Origin of the sequence: Flavobacterium tistrianum (assembly GCF_003254545.1) — a bacterium.
Lineage (GTDB): Bacteria > Bacteroidota > Bacteroidia > Flavobacteriales > Flavobacteriaceae > Flavobacterium > Flavobacterium tistrianum.
In genome coordinates this window covers 380,325-401,721 of record NZ_QJRH01000070.1, presented here as the reverse complement: position 1 = coordinate 401,721, position 21,397 = coordinate 380,325, and the positions used below count along the sequence as shown (strand labels likewise).

Sequence of the window (21,397 nt, the reverse complement as noted above, 5' to 3'; positions counted from 1 at the left end):
ACTAACTAACTAACTAACTAACTAACTAACTAACTAACTAACTAACTAACTAACTAACTAACTAAGAAAGAAAGAAAGAAAGAAAGAAAGAAAGAAAGAAAGAAGGCCTGCGCTATTTCCTGAAGAAAAAAAAAGGAAAGAAGAGCAGGAAGAGCTTTTTCATTTTTGATCTGCGTTACAATTCTTGCCACAACTCCTCTTTAATTGCCCGCCAAAATAAGACAGATGACATACAGTTCTCTAGGCCCTGCAAATAACCATATAAGGGAAGCAGACTATATTGATAATCGTTTTTTGCGCATTTATATCTTTTTTGGTCCTGTCTGTCGACAATCTGTTTCCTTTTCCAAATAAATGCTAATTTTGGCCAATTATGTCGCCATTCGAGAAACTTATCAGCTACACTTCAGCCCATCGTATCAAAACGCATCTTGTGTTTTGGCTTTGCCTCTATATCATGCTTCTTGGCAAGAATAATTTTGATTATATTTCTTTAAACCTTCGAAAAGAAATGTTGGGAATCGTATTTGATCTTTTCTTTGCAATTCTCCTGGCCTATCTTATTTCTTATCGCACTTTGCCGCGTTTGATAATAGGCCGAAAACATATTATGGTATGGCTGGAATTTATTGCCTGCAGCTATCTTTTAATGGCCCTTAACCGTGTAATGGTAGTGTATGTCCTAGAATTTCTTGTGCGTACTACTCCCTTTACACAGGAATCCCTTTTCGAAATTTTCACTGATGTTTCAAAGCTGTTTCGATCTTATTTTATCCAATCTTTCTTTACTTCTTTATTTTTTGTTTTTGCAAAACAGGTTAAGAGCCACTATCTGGCCCAAAAAAAAACATTGCTATTGGAAAAAGAGAAGGCCGAAACGGAATTAAAAATTCTGAAGGCCCAGCTAAACCCGCATTTTTTGTTTAATACGCTAAACAATATCTATTCGCTTTCGCTTGTCAATTCTCCCATTACATCGCAATCAATTGCAATTTTGTCTGAGATATTAGATTGCATCCTGTATCGATGCAGCAGCACCTATGTGCCCATTTCCCAAGAGGTCACGCTGCTTAATAATTACATTTCGCTTGAAAAATTGAGGTACGATGAAGGCCTTAGCGTAATTTTCAATACTGATATAGACCGCAACGGCATGATTGCTCCTTTAATTTTGCTTTCACTGGTTGAAAATGCTTTTAAGCATGGCCCTGGAGAAGACACCGGAAATTCCCCCATAATCCTCATTGACCTAGAAGTGGCAGACAATCAATTTGCTTTTACAGTGAAAAACTCAATTGAAAAAAGTGAAATCGAATCTGAAAGCAGTAAAATCGGACTGAACAATATCGTTCAGCAATTGAACAAAATTTACCCGAAAAGCCATACTTTTAAAACTATAAAGAGCAAGAGGTATTTTACAGCCCATTTAACAATTAACCTCCAAAACGGCAACAACTAAACAAAAAAGGATGAAAATACGATGTTTATTAGTCGATGATGAGCCTCTAGCGATAAACCTGCTGCAAAACCATATCAGCAAGTTAGATTATTTTGAAATTGTAGGCACATGCCCAAATGCTTTAAAAGCAGCAGAGATCCTCAGGACAACCCCAGTCGACCTTATGTTTTTAGACATTAAAATGCCTCAAATAACAGGAATCGATTTTTTAAAAACACTAAAAAATCCGCCTTCCATTATTTTTACAACAGCCTATCGGGAATATGCATTGGAGAGCTATGAACTTGACACTGTAGATTATCTGCTCAAACCCATTACTTTTGACCGTTTTTTTAAAGCCACTGATCGCTATCTGCGCATCAGCGGGCCTGCTAACAATAAGATTATCGCTCCTGCTCTGGAAAATTTTATCTATATCCGAAACGGATCTAAATTCCATAAGGTGAATACGGATGCTATTCTGTTTGTAGAAAGCGTCAAAGATTACATTGTAGTCCATCAGAAGGAAGGCGCTAAACTTACAGCAAAATACAAGATCAGTGATCTGGAAATGGAGCTTCAGGAAAAAGATTTCCTTAGGGTGCACCGCTCATATATCATTAACTTGAAAAACATCACAGCTTTTACTTCTTACGACATTGAAATTGGAGCAATCGAAATTCCTATTGGGGCAAGCTATAAAGAATATGTTTTCAAAGTATTGAAAAATTCATAGCTATCAGAAAATGTTTTGCAAATAAATAAAAAGAAGGGCGGGATAAAAGGTGACTGATGACTTTTCCAAACTCTGCCATTACATTTTTCTGAGCGCAGAGTTATTTTTTTTGGAGCAGCTCCCATATCTTAACCTCTTTCTGCATATCAGCATAATTTATAGCACTAAATCCTCTGCCCCTTAAATAATAAAGCATTTCGAGTAAATCTAGTATATTTTTATTGCCGCGCACAAACTTTAATGCACTGCTTGAAAAGATGGCTGCAATCTATAGAGATTCTCCAATAGCTTGTTTTGACTTTTTCCAGCCTATACTATCGCATGAAACGAACTGTTCTTTCTCTCTTCTGCCCAAAATAACTCATTGTCCAATCTTTAAACGCGAGCAATTATCCCTGTTTTCAGGGATGCATTTTTTCTGATATGGAATGTAATTTTGACATACATAATTAAAAATATCTTGTAATTAATTTTTTAAATCCTACATTATGAAAACAAAACTTGTTTTATTCTCTGCATTTGTCTCTTTAATGATTTTAGCTTTTGCCTCTTGCAGCAAAGATGACAATAATGGCGAAAATTCAGGATCATATCCGAAAAAAGCGACCATTGAATATAAGTGTATGGTGGCTTCAGGCACACCCACTGACGTAGAAGTCAGCTATACGAATGAAAGCGGCGGCACCGAAAGAATGCAAAACATACCCCTGCCTTATTCAAAAAAGATTACCCGCACTGTAAAGGCATACGATGATGCGACAATACTTTTCGGGGGCTTTGGCCCTGGCGGAGTAAAAACCGAAGTATATGTAGACGGAATGCTCGTAGGTTCAAAAACTGCAACATCAAATTCTGAAGACAGTTCCTTTAGCGACATTGTATCTTACGTTTGGCGTTAAGACAGGCAAGACCTATAGGATCAATAAAGCCTATAGGTCTTTTTCAGCAAAAATTCTAACTATCTGCATTTGCTTCTCAAAATTGAAATGTAAATTTCAATTTTCTTCTCCAGCAGCTCTGACTATTCAATCCATTCTGCCATCCCCATATCTTCTGCTTCCCTAAGATCTGAAAACATTTCCGCTGAAAAAATAAAGCCAAGGCGGCAACTGATCTTTTTTTGATCCATTTTCCCATATGCACTGCCCTGAATAGTCGCTACAGCAGCATGCCACTTGAAAATCATAACATTAAATTAATTGATTTACTGCACAATAAACACTGCACTTCTATTGCTTTATGCTCCATTACAATATTGCTGCTTATAAAAGAACAGAAAGTCCAATCATGGGCAATGCTTTCAAGTAAAGCAGGACTATCTCCTGTAATTTTAACAATAGCATCCTGCGATGTTATGCCATGAACAAAAGTTAACCAACCGCAAAACAATAGTCGACAAACACGCAAAAAAAAGGCACCAGCAAGAAAAAAACAGGCACAAGCACAATTGACAGCCTGCATCAGTATGTTTATCTATCATAACAGCCTATATGTCATGCAAGCAAATTTTAAAAGAAATTAAAAAGGAATTTTGGATTAAATTATAAACGTAACCAAAATGGAAACATTCGCACTGTCAGCCAAACTATTCCTTAGATGCGGAATTTTTCATAATATGACGATCAAAAACCCCCTGGAAATTTCTTTTAAGATTAAAAATTTCAGCATCCTTCGCATAGCTAAAACAATGAGGGCAAACTTATATTTCTTCCCGTAAGAAACAAGTGATGAAATACCATGCGAATGGGAAATGCGTCTTTAATTAAGAAAAAAATTAAAAGCATAGATTGCGATCTAACGGCATATAGTCTGTGAGAGACTGCAAAAAAAATATTTTATTCGCTTCAAGGCTCCATTATATTGCATTTGCCGTTTTTCCAGTTTACTGGCAGCTATTGAAATGATTATGGACAGAATAAAGCCCAATTTTATTTGAATACATCCATGAATTTTATCAATCAATCAATCAATCAATCAATCAATCAATCAATCAAATGATTAATATCATTGCTATAGACGATCAGCCTATTGTGTTACATGGTATAAAAAGTCTTATTGACACCAGAGATGACATGAAAGTACTAGCCTGTTGCAACACTGGATATTCGGGCATGGAAAGTATAGAAAAATTGGCACCCCAAGTAGTTTTGCTAGACATCGACCTGCCCGATATGGATGGTGCAGAATTATGCCGTCAAATCAGGAAAAAAAGCACCGAGCGACGCATTATTGTGCTTAGCTTTCACAATGAGTCTGCAATTATCAAAAACATCCTTAAAAATGGAGCCAATGCGTATGTGCTCAAAACTTCATCCATCAGGGAGATCATTTTGGCTATACAAACCTCAATAAAAGGCCATAAATACTTGTGCAGCAAAACTAAAGCGCTAATGCATGATAGTACCAATCTCTCCCTTTCAGAAATACCACGCATTACCCGCAGAGAACAAGAAATAATGAAATTGGTGAGCAAGGGATTTACAACTGGACAAATTGCAAAAAAACTATTCATTAGCCCGCATACTGTTGAAAGCCATCGCAAAAATCTGATTGAAAAATTTGATGCGGCAAGCATGATGGCAGTCATAAATCTTGCGGTTAAGTACAGGATTATGTAAGATCGAAATCGGGTTGAAATAAAGAAAGAAGGTTATATGGAATGCAGGAACATCTGTGGGTATTAGGAAAAAGGAAAAAGTAGCCTATACTCAAGACATATTCCTATAAAGCATAAATATTTTCAAAATAGAAAGCATGAAAACTAAAAAAAATAAATTTGAAAAAACATCCAACACTGCTGAAATAAACTATGAATTTTATACAAAAAAATAAATGCATAAAAAGCTTCAAAGAAATCTGAAGCTTTTTCTTTTTTAAAGGAGAAAGAGCCATAAGCATACCGCGGGGAGAATACTTTCATAATACTTCCGGCTTATCTATCATCAAAAATCGAACAGGATGACACTCCATCCTCTTTAAAATACCCTTCCATTTTAACCAAACCCCACACCCGCCGGCCAGAAACAAAACAAAAATTAAAATCAATCTGCAAGAAAAGAAAACACATAATTAACTAACTAACTAACTAACTAACCGCTTAATAATCGATGAATTAAATAAAAGAAATTCTCTGATCCACATTATCCCTGGCCAAATCAAGAATAGAAATAATCTAAAGTAACTCGCATGGAGCCTGAAAAAAAAATTATAGAATAAAAAAACAGCCCAAAGGCTGTTTTTTATTTCATGCGATATCAGGTATAAATCATCTAGATCTATGGATGCCAGATGCATTAATTAACCGCTAGCGCACCTGATCCATTATCCTTTTTCTTCTCTATTTGATTAAAAACTTCGTTTTATAAATCGAAACTGCATTTCGCAGCATTAAGAAATAAACTCCCGAGGCTCTCAAATGTGTTTTTATTTCTTTGCTGAAAACGCCATCGATTTCCAACTTAGATTGTCTGTAAACCGCTTTACCGCCGGCATCAAAAATAATCAGATCAAAAGTTCCCTGATCGCCAGTTAGATGCAAAGTAAAGTTTCCATTATTTGGAATTGGGGAAATGAAGAAACCTTTTTTCTCTGAAATCGGATTTTCTACAGACAGCGATGCATCCACTTTTATTTCCAATGCTGTTGTTTTACTGCATGATTCCTGAGTTATATAATTCAGAGAAAGTGTCTGATTTCCTTTTTCTGTCCATTTAATGGTGACCATATTGTTATTTTGCTCTATAATTTCTCCACCTGTAACATTCCATGTATAAAGTTGCATAGACGCTGTAGCTGTATACGTAACTGTTGTATTATCATCGGTAATAAGTATGTCACCAGTAATTGCTGCTGTATTATTTACATCAGTTTCAACATTAACAGAGACAATTCCTTTTCCTTGCAGACCGCTTGATTTTTTATTCAGTTTTGTTAAATCAACTCCGAAAGTATGATCTCCTGCAAACTTTTCTATATTTCCAATTTCAAATTCTTTATCCGAAACTTTAGTTAAAGTTATGTTTTCGTTAGAAACTGCAATTCCGCCCGACTTTACAATAATATCATTTTTAGTCAATGACGAAGCCATAATTTCATCGGCAAACTCAACTTTCAAAATATCTGTTTCAAAACAATTATTATTTGCACCGCTCAACGGAGTAACTGTACAATTAAGATCTATAATGTCAATATAAACATCTATTTTGCTTACATCGCTTGAGTTTCCAAACTCATCGAGAACTACCGCTTCAAAAGTATTTTTCCCAAAATATCCTTTTATCGGAATTAAAATTTCTTTTGCCGTTTCCTGTTTTTGTCTGCTTGCCAAACTTCTTCCGGTTGGCGTTACAGCATACAACTCGATAGTTTGATTGTTTCCGGTAGTGGTTAGGGCAATCGATAGATCATTGCCAGAAGTGATATTATCTGAAGCCGATGATCCTCTGTCTGGCGTAATACGCATATTGGAAGGTGCAGAAGGTTTTCCAAACTTCACTTCCCACATTGTGCTTGAATTTCCTGTACCAAAATTGCCAGAAAAATCTTTAAAGCCAGTTTGGTCTACTATAATTTTATAACCGCCTTCGGCCTGTGTGTATTCTCCTAAACCAGAAATTAAATAATGTAAATCGTCTTGTCTGGTAACATTTAGATTTGCATTTAAATTAACGCTGCCTTTGTAAAGTGTAACCCAGTTTTTCTCAAAACTGCTTATTGGTTTAGTTAAAGTTACAGCAACATCCGTTACGTTCTGGCTGTGTGCTGCTCCCTGATATTTAGGAGTAAAGGCATCAATTTCTGGAATACTGCTATCTACTTTCCATTTTTGGGTCTGCACAATCAACCCAAAAGTGTTGTCTTCTGCTTTTATTGAAGGAAGATCGACTGCCAGCTCATATTGGCCATTTTCTTTGTTGTACTCGTTTAATCCAACAATAGTATATTTTAAATTATCATCGGTAACAATAGAAACATTCTCCAGCGGTTTCCCGTTTAGAGTCAGTTTATCTTTTGTAAACTGAACAGGTTTTACAGGTTTGTTAAATGCAATTTCGACACTATTTACAGCCTGTGCTTCTATTTGATCTGTTTTAAACTGAACAATTCCAAGTTCGCCTATTATCTGAACCCATGAAATGCTTTTTCCTTCATTTCCTTCGCTTCCTTCCAAATCTTTTATTCCGGCACATTGAACCGCCAATTCATAATATCCGGAAGCGAGTGATAATGTTTTGATATTTAAAACATAAGTCGAATCGTTTACCTTGCCAATAAAACCGTCACTAAATGGAATTTTTGTTCCCTGATGGATCAAACTGACATTCTGCGCTGTAAATGTGCTTGGGTTAATTGCTTTATTAAAGTTTACCTGAACAGATTCTACTGGTTTTGTGGTTGTTGAAGGCAAACTTTCAAAAGAAACTACTTTTGGAACGTTGGTATTGATGACACTGTAATACAAAGTGTATTTTTCTAATCCTGAAATTTTATCAAGGAAATGAAGTCTGTTTTCATACTTTGGCTCAAGCCCGTCTCTCAGCGTTACATGCGTTTGCCAGAAGTTTTCTATCGGCAGCTGCAGATTATCGCTGATTCTGACTACTCTTTCCAGTTTGTACTTATCTGCTCCCGGATCAGCTGTGTTACCGTAGTTCCATCCTGTTTTAGACGAATCCATGGTTAAAGTCGTTATAAGCTGACTTGTAGAAATAATATTCGAAACCGTTCCTGCTGCTACTTTATACACTTCATCGCTATCTCCGTTTGAATAATAAATAGCATCTGGAGTATCATTCAAATCGACTACATCATTTACTAAGAAATCGTTGATATTATCCTGACCTGCCCCGTATGCTTTTACGCTCTTAATTAATTCGTGAGCATACGATGCTTTTATCAAACTTAGGTTTTTATTGCCATAGCTGCTTAAATGTTTAATTTTAAGATCGTATTCAACAAAATGTCCTAACAAAGTACTGGTAAACCACCATTGTCCAAGTGCCGATTTTTTAGGCTCTATATTTCCAAAATCAACATTCAACAAACCTAATTGTTTCGGTTCGTTGTTAAAGTTGCTTCCTATAATTTCAAAATCGATTAATAGGCCTTTTTTGTTTTCTATAATTTCAGGCTGAACAGATTCTACCTGAACATTTTTAGCGACTCCGTATCCTTCATTTTTAATTAATAAAGCCATTTCTGCCGGAACAGTCGGCTCTATTTTATCTGTAAGCGGATCATCCCCCAAAATATCTCTCTGCATGAAATAATGCATGACCAAATCTGGACTTGGGTTTACTTCTAAAGCCACTGGATATAATTGCACCGTCACCCTGTCGCCTGTATTGGGATCTAAATACGATAAAGTTCCTCCAAAAGAATATGATTTTGGTACAGTTGGCGCCGCATCTTTAGTAGGAATAAAAATTACTGTTCCCGATTGGCTACTTTTAGCGTTAACTGTTCCAGTTCCATTTAGGAACGCGTCTTTATTGATCTGGAACAGATGCGTCATATCATTTCCAGATTCATCTTTAATGACTAGATCTAAATTTAAATCTTTAATCGTATTGGCATCACTTCCGTTATTAATTGTTAAAGTGCCCTCAAACGCTTCTCTTGTCATTGTTATTTTTTGAGAGAATTTAACTGTTACTGTAGCACAAACAGAGCTAGACTGTGATTTTTCTGCAACATATTGATCGAGTCCTGCCAATGATTTTTCAATCATGTCAGTTGAACTCACATAACCTTTTGATTTTGCATACTTCTCAACAAGTAAAATTTCAGCTGCATACTGATTAAGTTTAGTTCTATCCACTATATCAGGATAAGATGCATTTGGAGTATAGACTCCTTCTGCCCAAGCATCAACAGTATTGTTCCATCTCGCAGAAAATGTTGCAATCTGCTGCTGAGAAATTCCTTTTCCGGAAACTATAGCATTCAAATCGTCAATATCATTTTGAGCGAGCTTAGACTGTTTTTCTATTATTGGGATGACGTACTGAGCAAATGCTCCGTAAGCTTCCTGATCAGGATCAATCGTTCCAAACAATTCTAGCATCGAATTTTCATACGCTTCCAAAAACTTTTCATATTCTGCCATATTGCCATTTATCTCATCAATAACAGAGTTTCCTGATGACCTTTTACTGGTAGTGCCTCCATCATCACATGTCTCGATTGATTCCTTGTAAGCTTTATAGCATTTAACAACAGATTTTACAGCTTTGTAGCATTGGTAACCTGCAAGCGGTATTGCCAGTCCTGCAGTTTCCGCTGCAGCAATTACCGATGCAACACATTTATAAACATCATATATTGTTTTTCCGCATGTAAGAACTCTTTTTACAGTTTTTAGGAAACATGGATCGCAAAAATCAGGAAGCCCTGTAACAATGTTTCCAATAGCAGTCCCTATAGGAATCAGTCCTCCAAAGCCGCCTCCGTTAAAATTTGGAATTCCTCCTACAACAGGATTGCTTGGAGTAGAACATGTTAATATATAATAAGGCTTAAATGCGGCTAAATCCTGAGCAGTTTCACAAATATAGGTTCCCCTAGTAATTAAATTATAGCTGCAATTTTGCCCAGCTGCCGCTGCCGCAGCCGCTGCGCTTCTTCCGCTTGAAACCGGCCTTGTAATTAATATGGGAACAATAACACTAGATTTTGCACTTAAAACATCCAGCTTATCTATCATTAGCTTAAATCTATAATCCCCCTGACTGTCTACATTGAAAGTGACATTAGACAGCGCTATCAGACCATGATTTGTAACAGTTGCATAGCTCATCCTGCTTTCGCCCGCTTTTAAATCTAGAACAGGATTGTCGATATCGATAACAATTACCGGTTTTGGCACATTTGTTTCGAATTTAACCACTAAATCAGATTGGTATTCGTCTGCAATTTCTGTTGGTTTTACAACCCATTCGTAGCTTACTGCCTGATACGAAATAAATACTCTTTGTGCCGTTACTTTACCCGGATCAACCAATAGATTACTCTGGTAAGAAGAATGCTTGTCTGCCGTTACCGTTACCGTATAATATCCTTCCGGAATTTGAGGCGAATTAAATAACCCATTTTCATCTGTAAACCCTTCTGCTAAAACGGCACCTGAAAACGGATGGCGAACTGTTACTTTAGCACCTTTTACATGAGGTGCTTTTTCTGTATTGTATGTATATTCGTCAACAACATCAACTAACAGAGAACCTGTCGCTTCCGAAACGGTTTCTATTTTAAAAGGAATGCCTACTCCTCCACCATTTGAAGGATTTAAAGCCAAGTTTCCTGTTAAAGGGACATTTAATTGCTGCTTATCTGTCGGCACCAATTCCAAAATCACTTTTGCAGATTCATTTGGCGCAATTTTATCAATAACAGCTGCACTTTTTAGTTTCATCCATTCCAGATTTGGAACGTCCACTTTTACGTTTTCGGCGTCTATTGCTCCTGTATTAGAAATTGTAAGTTCATAAAAACGAGAGCTTCCTTTAATCATCGTAGTATTGATGCTTACTGGATTTGCTGCCAATTTGGGTGTTTGCGCTTTAGCATGATAATAGGCTAAGACAGGCAGTTTTGCTCCTTCGCTTGATACTATGTTAAAATTGATTTCATAATATTTTTGTTCTGCCGATGCCGTTTCTGCCAATATCGTATAGCTTAAAACCGCTTCTTGTCCAGATGCCAACGTCAAAGGATCTGTTTGTATAGTGAAGCCTGCATCTGCCGGCAATTCAATTTTAATATTGTTTAAAGGCGTTTTGCTGTTATTTTTTAAGACAAATTCACCTTTATACGGAACTTTGGTCACCACTTCCCACTTTAAATAATCAGACGGTTTGTTTGTCCATTCAAAACCAACAATATCAAATTCTGCCTGAACTGCATTTTTTGTTCCTGGATATCCCGCACTTACGGTATAATGCCCACTTTCTGCCTGTAAGGGTTCAAAATCGTAAGCAAAATTTCCTGAAGCGTTTGTTTTTACTTTAAAAGAGCGTGTAAAACTTCCAGCCGCAACAATAATTTCTACTTCTTTATTTATAGCATGAGAATTGTTTGCCATTTTGGCCGATCCTGTAATTGCAACAACTTCTCCAGATTTATAGACCGTTTTTGCAACCGTACTTGTAGCACTATAACTAGAGAGTAATTTTATAGCCGAATAAGCCTGATTATTGGTGTGCGATAATTCGTTTATTTTTTGATCTAAATTTACAGCTGCAACCAAATAATAATCACCTGCCTGCTGAGGCAGTTTAATTGATTTTACAAGATCCAGTTTTTTTCCTGCCCCAATATCACTGTCAAGCTGAGAGGCAAATACAGGAATTGCATTTTGAGTTGATTTATCTTTAGATAGAAAATATTCTATTTTTGAACCTTTTGCCAATACGGCGAAACCTTGATTTGTGATAGAAGCTGTTACTTCTATTGTATCCTCTCCATTCGCTTCTGCTACAGTTTTAACTGAATCCACAACAGCATCAGGCTTGTTCTGATCTGTAACCAAAATCCAAGCAAATCCAGAGCTGAAAGTATCTGCTTCTGCCTGAATTCGTATGGTTTGATCTCCTGTTTTTAAAGGATCAATAATAGTATTAATCTCTACCTCAACACTTTGCTGTCCAACCGGAATTGAAACTTCTGTGGGGATTGAAACAATTGTAGGCGAATCTGATGACAGTCTTGCTAAAATGGCATTAGAGGTATCAACTGTATTTCTAGAAATCGTGATTTTTGCCGATTTTTGAACTCCTGCCTTAACAGTTCCTGGATTTGCCTTTACAATTAAAGCCGGTCCGTTACTGTCCAAAATGGTAATATCTTTGCTGGCACTGCTTCCGTCGGCCGCAGGAATGGTGCAGTTACAAGATGGCAAATAAACATCTGCTGTTACGCTTACCACTTTTGTACCATCTACAATTCCGTTGTTTACCGCTCCAATATTAAATTTCTTCGAATTTACATTGGCAGGAAAATCAATAACATCTGGCAAAATCAAAGCATTGGCAATGCTGGATTTTAAGCGCATAGATGTGCCTATTTCCGATTTATTGATTCTCTTTAATGTCGCATAAGTAGCGTAAACTCCATCGCCTTTTGAAATAGTCTGCGGTGCAATCTCCATTTCAAAAGCTGGAACATTTGAACTTTTTAAAATTACTTCTGCAATTCCTGCTTGAAAACCTTCGGCTCTAAGCGTTAATTTTCCTGTTAGGGTCTGCTCAGGAACTTTATTGTTTTTTACAATTACAGTAAATGAAGTCGTTTTACTTCCCGCTGGAAGCGTAACTTCTGTAGGAACAGTCCAACGTGAACTCTGGTCTGCAGTAATTGTAAATTTTATATCTTTTGTTTTGGCAAAATCCGTTTCTAAAGCAACAGCAATCATTTCACCATCTGTTGCAGCAACTTTTGATGGCGTCAGCTTAATGGTTGAAAATTCATTATCTATAATTTCGATATTTTCTGAAACAACTGGATAATCATTCCCTTCAATTGACAATGAAACTGTTCTGTTCCCATCATTCTCCGTATTATCAATCGGCTTGATGTAAAAAACCACAGAAGACTGATCTTTTGCAATTTTTACAGATGAATCAAACTGAAGCTGCGAAGCTAAAGAAGCTGTTAAATTATAGGTTTTATCGGTATTTCTGTCACCGCTTTGTGTCAGCGTTCCTCTAATCGCTTCATTTGAATTCTCATCGATACTTTTCTTGTCTAAGGTTAAGTACAAACGTTTTTCGAGTAAAACAGAACTTGCTGCAGTAACTTTATTATTATTTCTTAAAGATTCTGGTTCTTTTACGGCTGTATTAGCAATAATATTGATTCTAACTTTTACATTGCCTTCAATACCTAAAACTTTAGGAAGATTGAATGCTGCATTTCGGCTTATTGATTTTTGTTTGTCTAAATCTTCATTATATGAAACTGTTCCAAGATTGTATTCTAAACCTGTCTGATCAGAAACAATGCTAATCTGTTCAATCCATCCGCCAGAAGCGATTCGGTCTCCAGTATTATCAACTAACCACGAAACGTTTATTTTTCCTTCAGGAATAATTTTAGATTCATTTACCGAAATTCCTGAAATTGTCAAATCAGGATATTGCGCTGCGGCAATAGTCAATTTTCCGTTCAGATGGTTTGAACCGATATCAACAGCATTTTTAGAACTTAAAACAACACCACTTAAGTCTAAATTGTGTATTTGCCCCGAAGTATAATTTAGCGGGATTTCGATAGGAATTTCTAATAAGGCACCATTGTTTCCTTTAAATGAAGTGCTTGTAAGCGAAAGAAGAATAAAGTGATAATTGCGCGGATTATTCTTTTCGATGTTGACATAAATTGCATGGTCGCCTTTACGGCTTTCAATAATTTTACTTTCTTTTTCGCTTACGATCAATCCCTGCGGAACGGTAAGCGTAAATTCAGCTCCAACAACTTCATCAGCATTAGCCAAATCAATTAAAATTTTTGATTTTTCGCCTGGTCCCGCTGATGCATTTAATACTTTTAAACTATTCTGGGCTTGTGCAAACATTGCCAGAAATAGGAATATAAAGACCAAAACAGGCTTTATTTTCATTGTTTTCAATTCGTTAGATATCATTATGGTGAAGTTTATTGTATTAACATTTTTCCTTTAAAAACGACAGGTTTTGCTCCATTTTGCACTTCGATACTGTAGAAGTAAATCCCTGAAGCAAGATTTCTCCGTTGGAAAGTAAATTCATGATTTCCTTTTGATGCATCAAGACCTGATTCTACGTAAATAGTTCTTCCTGCTGCATCAAAAACTTTTAAAGTCGCTTTGTCTGCATTTTCAGGTAAATAATACTGAATTATCGTTTTATCAGTAAATGGATTAGGATAATTCCCTAATCTCGCAAGGTTTTCCCCATCAATATCTCCAACTCCTAAAGTTCCAGATATTTTGTAACTCAATGCTTGGGCATCTGCATTAGAAATCATAGCAGAAACGATCGATGTTTTAGACGATACAGAAGCGATTGCTTGTTTACTTGAAAGTGATTTGCCCATAGAAAAACCTACAATACTGATTTCACCTTCACGTTCAGCCACTGAAACTGTATAACCTAGGCCTGAAAGAAGTTCTTTTATCTCGGCTTTGCTGCCGCCTTTTAAACGAATATCAAATGCTGCTGACAAGGCCGATTGATTGTTGATATAAAGTATATTATCTTCAATGCTTAAAACAACATCTTCATTGTTTACAACAGCCATACGTTTTGTACTTGCAGGATTTTCTAGAGTTCCGGCCTGGATTTTATTAATCAGCGAAATAATATCAAGTACATTTAGATTCTTATCTTTATTGATATCGGCCGCACCATAATTAAAGAATTTTGGTTTTTGGCTTAAAGTATAGTTCAAAGTCGACTGAATATCCAGAATGTTTACAATTCCGTCTAAATTAGAATCTCCTTCTCTATATGTAATGGTATAAGTCAAAACACTATTTCTGGCAGATCCTGCAATTTGCCTCAACTCTAAAGTCTGGTTGTTTGGAACATTCCATTCGCTGAAAATATTCGTCAGTTTAATGCCTTCCTCGGGAACTGTTACCATCTGGAAATAGTCCTTTAAAGTAATGTTGTAGGATTGGGTCGCATTAAAAACAGAATTGGCATGATCGTAATGGTTTATTTTTTGATCTTTTAAAATGGCATTTAACGTTAATGGAAGTTCTCCTAAATTTACTTTTTGGCGATCAATCTTGAAGCTTACCGCTTGTAAAAATGCCGCATCGATTCCTGTCAATTCATTTTCTGAAAGATCAACTGTTTTTAATTTGCTTACTTTTGACAAACTTTCCGGAATCGCACCAGTCAATTTATTTTTAGCCAAATTCAGATTTTGCAGCTCGCTGAATTTTCCAATTTCTGCATTAATATTTCCACTTAAATTATTATCAGGAAGATTGATTGAAACCACATGACCATCATTTGTTGTAACACCTTTCCATTTCTTTTCATGAAGATTGTTAGATGATGTGTCCCAAACTTCTTTCCATCCACTGCCGCCTGCACTTTGGAAAAAGGCAACTAAAGCATCATATTCTTCAGCAATTAATGGCGTTTCAGAACCGTCTGCAATACCTTTAAACTGAATGTAAGTTCCTTGAGAAGTTCCATTTTTCTGCCAGATAGCAATTTTAGCTCCTGCAGGAACGCTTGCTACAGAAATATTTGGAAACGTAATGGTATTGCCTACAGCTGTCGCTTCAGAAATTTTGAAATTGTTTGCCTGAAGTTCAAACTGGTATTGTCCTGTATAATCCTGTGTTGTTTCGTTGTAGGTTGTAACGGCAGGAAGATCAACTATAATTTCGTCGCCTTTTAAATATAAATATTCCTCTTTTGCAATAACTTGACTTCTCAGATTAATATACACTTTGGCCAGATCGTAGGTAAAAGGTCTTTCTAAAGCATCAAAACCATTGTTCGAAAGATCAATTTGTTCGATATTTTCAAAATCATTTAAGTGTCCAGGAATTGTTCCTTTGAATCCATTTCCGGCAATTGAAAACTTTTTCAATCCTGAAGCTCCAGATAAAACAGGAAGTGCTCCCTGAAATTTATTGGATTGCAAATTAAGCGTTTTCAGATTTGTCAATCTTCCTAAATCAGATGGAAGCGATCCTTCAATCGCATTCGACTGCAAGTTTAAAGTTTCCAAATACGTTAAATGAAACAATTCGGCAGGGAGAGTTCCCGATAAGTTATTGGCAGATAAACTCAACGAAACTACATGCCCGTCTTTTGTTCCAACTCCGTACCAGCTTACTTCATGAAGTTTGTTTTGCGAAATATCCCATTTTTGTGTCCATTGCGCTCCGTTTGTACTCGCATAGATTTTTTTCAGGATTTCGAATTCTTCATCCGCCAATGGTTTTCCAAAAACAACCTGAGCATAATTAATTGCTGTTCCCTGAGCTGTTGCATCGTTTTGAACAATTCTGATTTTATCCGTTAATTTAATTCCGAATAAAGCAATGTCTTTAAATATTAATTTCCCTTCGCTGTTAGAATAATTCGACGCTTTATTTACGCCATTAATATAAAGTGTAAAATGGTTTTTGTTATTAATAGCACCTCCGTTTGCATTAAATAAAAACGTTGATAAAACTGGCAGATTAATTGCCAGTTCGTTTGCTCCCACTTCGATAGTTGGAATTGTAATATCTTGATAAGTAAAATCGACTGTTTTTAAAAGCGGCAAACGAGCCAGAGATTCGTCTGCATCTTCGATATTATTGTAACTTAAATACAATGTTTTTAAAGCCTGCAGTTTATTCCAAGAAGATGGCACCACCCCTTTTAGCTTTGTGTATCTCAGATCTAAAGACTCTAGAGATTCTAATCCTGAAATAATGTTTAAATCTGCAGCGCTTAAGTTTTTTGTATAACTTCCGCCGTATAAAGAAAGATTTTTCAGGTACTTTAAATTGGCAAACGAAGCTGGAATTGCCCCAGAAACATTCGAATTATTATTAAGATTTAAACCTGTAATATGTCCATTTTGAATGCTTACTCCGTACCAAGCCCCTTCATGCAGATTATTCTCTGTGGTCACCCATTTATTATTCCAGTTCACACCATTCATAGCATTATGAAAATCAACTAGAGCCTGATATTCTGCATCTGGAATTTTTGGCTGATCTACTTTCACATTGGCAAAATAAATCCTGGAATCATAAGAAGTGGCAGAACCTCCTTCATAATCCTGATACAAATACAATTCGTCTCCAGTTTTTAAAGTCGAAAGGTAATCAGCCGGAACCGTTATCGTTCCATCTGAAGCAACTCTTAAATTATTTCCAACCTGATTTCCTTTTAAGAACAATCTAAACGGCCTTTGTGCCGAAAAATCATTTGAAGCTCTGTTGTAAAGAACAATGTTTGGCAGATTGCTCACTTTCACGTCATTTCCTTCATATAAAAAATTAGGAATACTTAAGGTTTGTGATGTTAATTCTATATTTACTTGATTTGGCAGCAATGCCTGAATAGTGGAGAGCTTATTGCTTGAAATGCTTAAAGTTTGTAAAGCCGCATTTTTTTCAAGATCTTTAACAAGCACTTCGATCTGATTATATGAAAGATTTAAAGTGGCTAATTTTAAAAGATTCCCTGTAGATGCCGGAATGGTTTTTATTTGATTGGATGATAAATTTACCGTTACTAAACTTTCCATTCCGCCAAAATCTTCAGGCAGAGCCGTAAGTGCATTGTTGCTTAAATACAGTGTATTTACTTTTTTAAGTTTGTTCCATGATGCCGGAAGATCGCCTTTGATTTTGGTGTATCTTAAATCCAAATATTCAAGATTGGCAAGTTCTGATAAAACACCTAAATCTGTCGCGCTTAAATCCTTGGAATAACTGCCTCCATAAAGAGAAAGAGATTTAAGGTATTTTAAATCCTTAATCGAAGCTGGAATTGCTCCTTTTACCGAACTGTTATTGTTTAAATTAAGACCTGTAATATGACCGCTTTCAATACTTACTCCGTACCAGGCGCCTTCATGAAGATTATTTTCTGCAACGTTCCATTTATTATTCCAGTTTGTACCGTTCATAACGGTATAAAAATCAACTAAAGCCTGATATTCTTCATCTGGAATTGTTGGCTGATCTACTTTTACATTTACAAAATTTACAGTTGAATAATATGAAACGCTTCCTGTTGAAGAATCATACTGCTGATACAAATAAAAACTGTCTCCTGTTTTTATTGAGGCCAGATAAGAAGCCGGAATTAGAATGCTTCCATCAGCTGCTGCGGTTATATTGCTGCCAATCTGACTGCCTCCTACATATACGCCAAACTGTCTTCTTGCAGAAAAATTATTCTGGTTTCTGTTGTAATGAACAGTATTCGGCAGAGTTTCAATTTTCACATCGGCACCTCTATACACAAGTCCTTCAATATTTATGGCTTGATAATGAAGCTGCAGGCTAACATTAGCATTGAGCAATCCTGCAACATCAGAAACCGTATTGCTAGAAAGATTTAGCGCTCTTAAAGAAGCTATATTTTCAAGCTCTTTTACCAAAACTGGAATTTTATTATCAGATAAATTCAGTGTAGCCAGATTTTGAAGATTTCCTATTGATGTCGGAATCGCTTTTATTTGGTTATTCTGAGCTTCAAGCGTTACCAAACTTTCCATTGCTCCAATATTGTCTGGCAGTGCAGTTAAAGCATTGTATGCTAAATAAAGCGTTTTTAGTTTTTTTAATTTACTCCACGATGCAGGAATATCACCTTTAATTTTGCTGTATCTAAAATCTAAAAACTCTAAGGACTCTAATTCTCCAATAACATTTAAATCTGTTGCGCTTAAATCTTTACTGTAGTTTCCTGCATAAAACGAAAGATTTTTAAGGAATTTTAAGTTGGAGATTGAAGCTGGAACTGCTCCCGAAACATTTGAAATATTATTAAAACTAAGCCCGGTGATGTGCCCGTTTTCTATGCTTACGCCATACCAAGCTCCTTCATGCAGATTATTCTCGGCAATATCCCATTGATTATTCCAGCGTGCTCCGCCCAATGCATTGTAAATATCCACTAAAGCCTGATATTCTAAATCTGGGATTTTTGGCTGGTCTACTTTTACATTTACAAAATTAACTTTTGAATAATAAGAGACGCTTCCTGTTGAAGAGTCATACTGCTGATATAAATAAAACGAATCTCCTGTTTTTAGTGAAGCCAGATAAGCCGCAGGAATTACGATGCTTCCGTCTGCAGCTGCTGTTACATTATTTCCAATCTGACTGCCTCCAACATAGACTCCGAATTGCCTTCTGGCAGAAAAATCATTCTGATTTCTGTTGTAATAAACAGTATTTGGCAGATTAGAAACCGTTAAATCGGAACCTGTGTAAACCGCTCCTTCAACATTGATATTTTGATAATGAAGCTGCAAATTGACCGAGCTGCCAAGCAATGCCGCAACATTTGAAATATAGTTGCTTGCAAGATTTAATGTTTTTAATGTTAAAACACTTTCCAGCTCTTTTGTCATAATCTGAATCTGATTATCTGATAAATTGAGCGTAACCAGATTTTGAAGGTTTCCAATAGAAGCTGGTATGGCTTTTATCTGATTGTATGGCGCTTCAAGAGTAACAAGGCTCTCCATTTCTCCCAATTCTTCAGGCAGTCCGGTAATTGAGTTATTGTAAAAATAAATCGTTTTTAATTTTTTTAACTTGCTCCATGAAGATGGTATGGCATTTTGTATTCGGCAGTATCTCATATCTAATGTTTCCAGAGACTGCAGTTCTGATAAAACATTTAAATCAGTTGCAGTTAGGTTTTTAGAATAATTCCCCGCATAAAGAGATAAATTTTTCAGGTATTTTAAATTGCCGAAAGAAACCGGAATTGAACCGGAAACATTAGATGTATTATTAAGGTTTAATCCCGTAACATGGCCATTTTCTATGCTTAAACCCGTCCATGCGCCTTCATTAAGATTATTTTCGTTTATATCCCATTTATTGTTCCAGCTGCTGCCTCCCATAGCATTGTAAAAATCTACTAATGCCTGATATTCTATATTGGAAACAGCTGGCTGGTTTACTTTTATGTTTGCGAAATAAACCTTGCTGTAATAAGAAACGCTTCCGCTTGAAGAATCATACTGCTGGTACAAATATGCTTCATCGCCATTCTTTAAAGAAGATAAATAGGCAGCAGGAATTGTCAGACTGCCGTCAGCGGCCATAACGGCATTGCCAATTTCACTGCCGCGAACATAGACTGCAAACTGTCTTCTGGCAGAAAAATCATTTTTAGTTCTATTGTATGAAACAATATTAGGCAGGTTATCTATTTTTAAATCTACTCCCTTATAAATAATATTTTCAATGTTTACTGCCTGATAATGCAGGCTGAGATTTACCGTACTTGGCAATAGAGCTAAAATTGAAGCAATTTTGTTGCTGCTTAGATTTAAGGTTCTCAATGCCGTTAAATTCTCCAGCTCTTTGATTAAAACTGTGATCTGGTTGTCAGAAAGTTCGGCCGTTACAAGACTTTCAAGCTGCCCAAATTCAGGAGAAAGACCGGTAATGGCATTGTTGCTCAAATAAAGGGTTTTAAGCTTTTTCAATTTAGCCCACGATGCCGGAATTATGCCTTTTAGCTTGGCATATCTTAAATCTAGAGATTCTAGAGCTTCTAATTCGGAAAAAACATTCAAATCAGTTGTGCTGAGATCTTTTGCATAATTGCCTCCGTATATGGAAAGTGTTTTAAGAAATTTCAAATTTCCAAAAGAAGCTGGAATTGAGCCCGAAATATTGCTTGTTCCATTAAGATTAATGGCTGTAACGTGTCCGTTCTCAACTGTAACACCATACCATGGCACTTCATGCAGATTGTTTTCTTTTGTATTCCACTTGTTCGTCCAGTTGGCTTCTCCAGTAGCTTTATAGAAATCTACCAGAGCCTGATATTCTGAATCTGGTATGGGAATATTAGCACTGTTTTTTGCCGATAATAAAGAAAGACTGCCAAATAAAAATAGCAATCCCATAAGTAGTTTTCTCTCCATAGATTAGTGTTTATATGCCAGTATATTAAGAAGATACTTTTTGTTAAAAAAAATCAGTATAAAAGTAGGAAAAACTTTTCTTTTATTATTTCAGACTGAATTAAAAAAGAAACAAAACAATGACAATCAGCAACTTAAAACTATAAATTACCTGAATACAGGTAACATAGAATGACGCAAAAGAAGTATTTTTGAGCATTTTTTTTTGGAAGTTTTTTCTGAATTTTAATGCAAAATACAAGCGTATTTTTTTTGCAGAACTGCGCAATCAGAATGGGAGGCCAACGATTTTTAAAGAAAAAACAAGCGCTTAAAAAATGAATAATGCACGGATATTCTCCGTGCAATAGTTTTCATGACCCCATAATCTTCTATATTAAAGCAATTGGCTCTCCCATCGCCTGCCAGAATAGCGGATAGAAAAAATCTAAAGCCAATTGGCATTTAAACTTCATGATAATCATTATAAAAAATAAAAACAGCCTTGGGTCTGCCTTTATTTTTATGCCAAATTATTGCTAATCTCTTGTTTTCGGCAAGTGCTAAGCACAAAGTAAAGGACTACGGACCAGAAACGGAAGACAATCCCAAAGCAGCAC

7 protein-coding genes are annotated in these 21,397 nt (G+C 36.1%); 4 read left to right on the top strand and 3 right to left on the bottom strand.

From position 1 onward, the window contains the following. Window positions 1–373 precede the first annotated feature (373 nt). The 3 genes from DMB71_RS15040 to DMB71_RS15030 all read left to right on the top strand — a co-directional run bounded on the left by DMB71_RS15040 (window position 374) and on the right by DMB71_RS15030 (window position 3,073). Window positions 374–1,459: a sensor histidine kinase gene (locus DMB71_RS15040; RefSeq protein ID WP_111367408.1), complete on the top strand. Its 1,086-nt coding sequence runs from the start codon at window positions 374–376 to the stop codon at window positions 1,457–1,459. Window positions 1,460–1,469: 10 nt separating this feature from the next. Further along, window positions 1,470–2,174, top strand: coding sequence for a LytR/AlgR family response regulator transcription factor (locus tag DMB71_RS15035; RefSeq protein WP_111367407.1), 705 nt, complete (start codon window positions 1,470–1,472; stop codon window positions 2,172–2,174). Window positions 2,175–2,662: 488 nt separating this feature from the next. Then, window positions 2,663–3,073: a hypothetical protein gene (locus tag DMB71_RS15030; RefSeq protein WP_111367405.1), complete on the top strand. Its 411-nt coding sequence runs from the start codon at window positions 2,663–2,665 to the stop codon at window positions 3,071–3,073. A 122-nt stretch (window positions 3,074–3,195) separates the two neighbouring features. On the opposite strand, the gene DMB71_RS21980 is transcribed toward DMB71_RS15030, so the two are convergent. Then, window positions 3,196–3,360, bottom strand: a complete 165-nt coding sequence (locus DMB71_RS21980) for a hypothetical protein (RefSeq protein ID WP_162614832.1) — start codon at window positions 3,358–3,360, stop codon at window positions 3,196–3,198. An 808-nt stretch (window positions 3,361–4,168) separates the two neighbouring features. Here DMB71_RS21980 and DMB71_RS15020 point away from each other — a divergent pair. Next, window positions 4,169–4,792 (top strand): response regulator, encoded by a 624-nt coding sequence (locus tag DMB71_RS15020; protein ID WP_111367402.1) that lies wholly within the window; start codon window positions 4,169–4,171, stop codon window positions 4,790–4,792. 719 nt (window positions 4,793–5,511) lie between these two features. Here DMB71_RS15020 and DMB71_RS15015 read toward each other — a convergent pair. Further along, a complete protein-coding gene (locus DMB71_RS15015; RefSeq protein ID WP_111367444.1) occupies window positions 5,512–13,791 on the bottom strand; it encodes a carboxypeptidase-like regulatory domain-containing protein in 8,280 nt (2,759 codons plus the stop codon). A gap of 35 nt (window positions 13,792–13,826) precedes the next feature. Continuing rightward, window positions 13,827–20,798: a leucine-rich repeat domain-containing protein gene (locus tag DMB71_RS15010; protein WP_239452986.1), complete on the bottom strand. Its 6,972-nt coding sequence runs from the start codon at window positions 20,796–20,798 to the stop codon at window positions 13,827–13,829. Window positions 20,799–21,397: the final 599 nt, after the last annotated feature.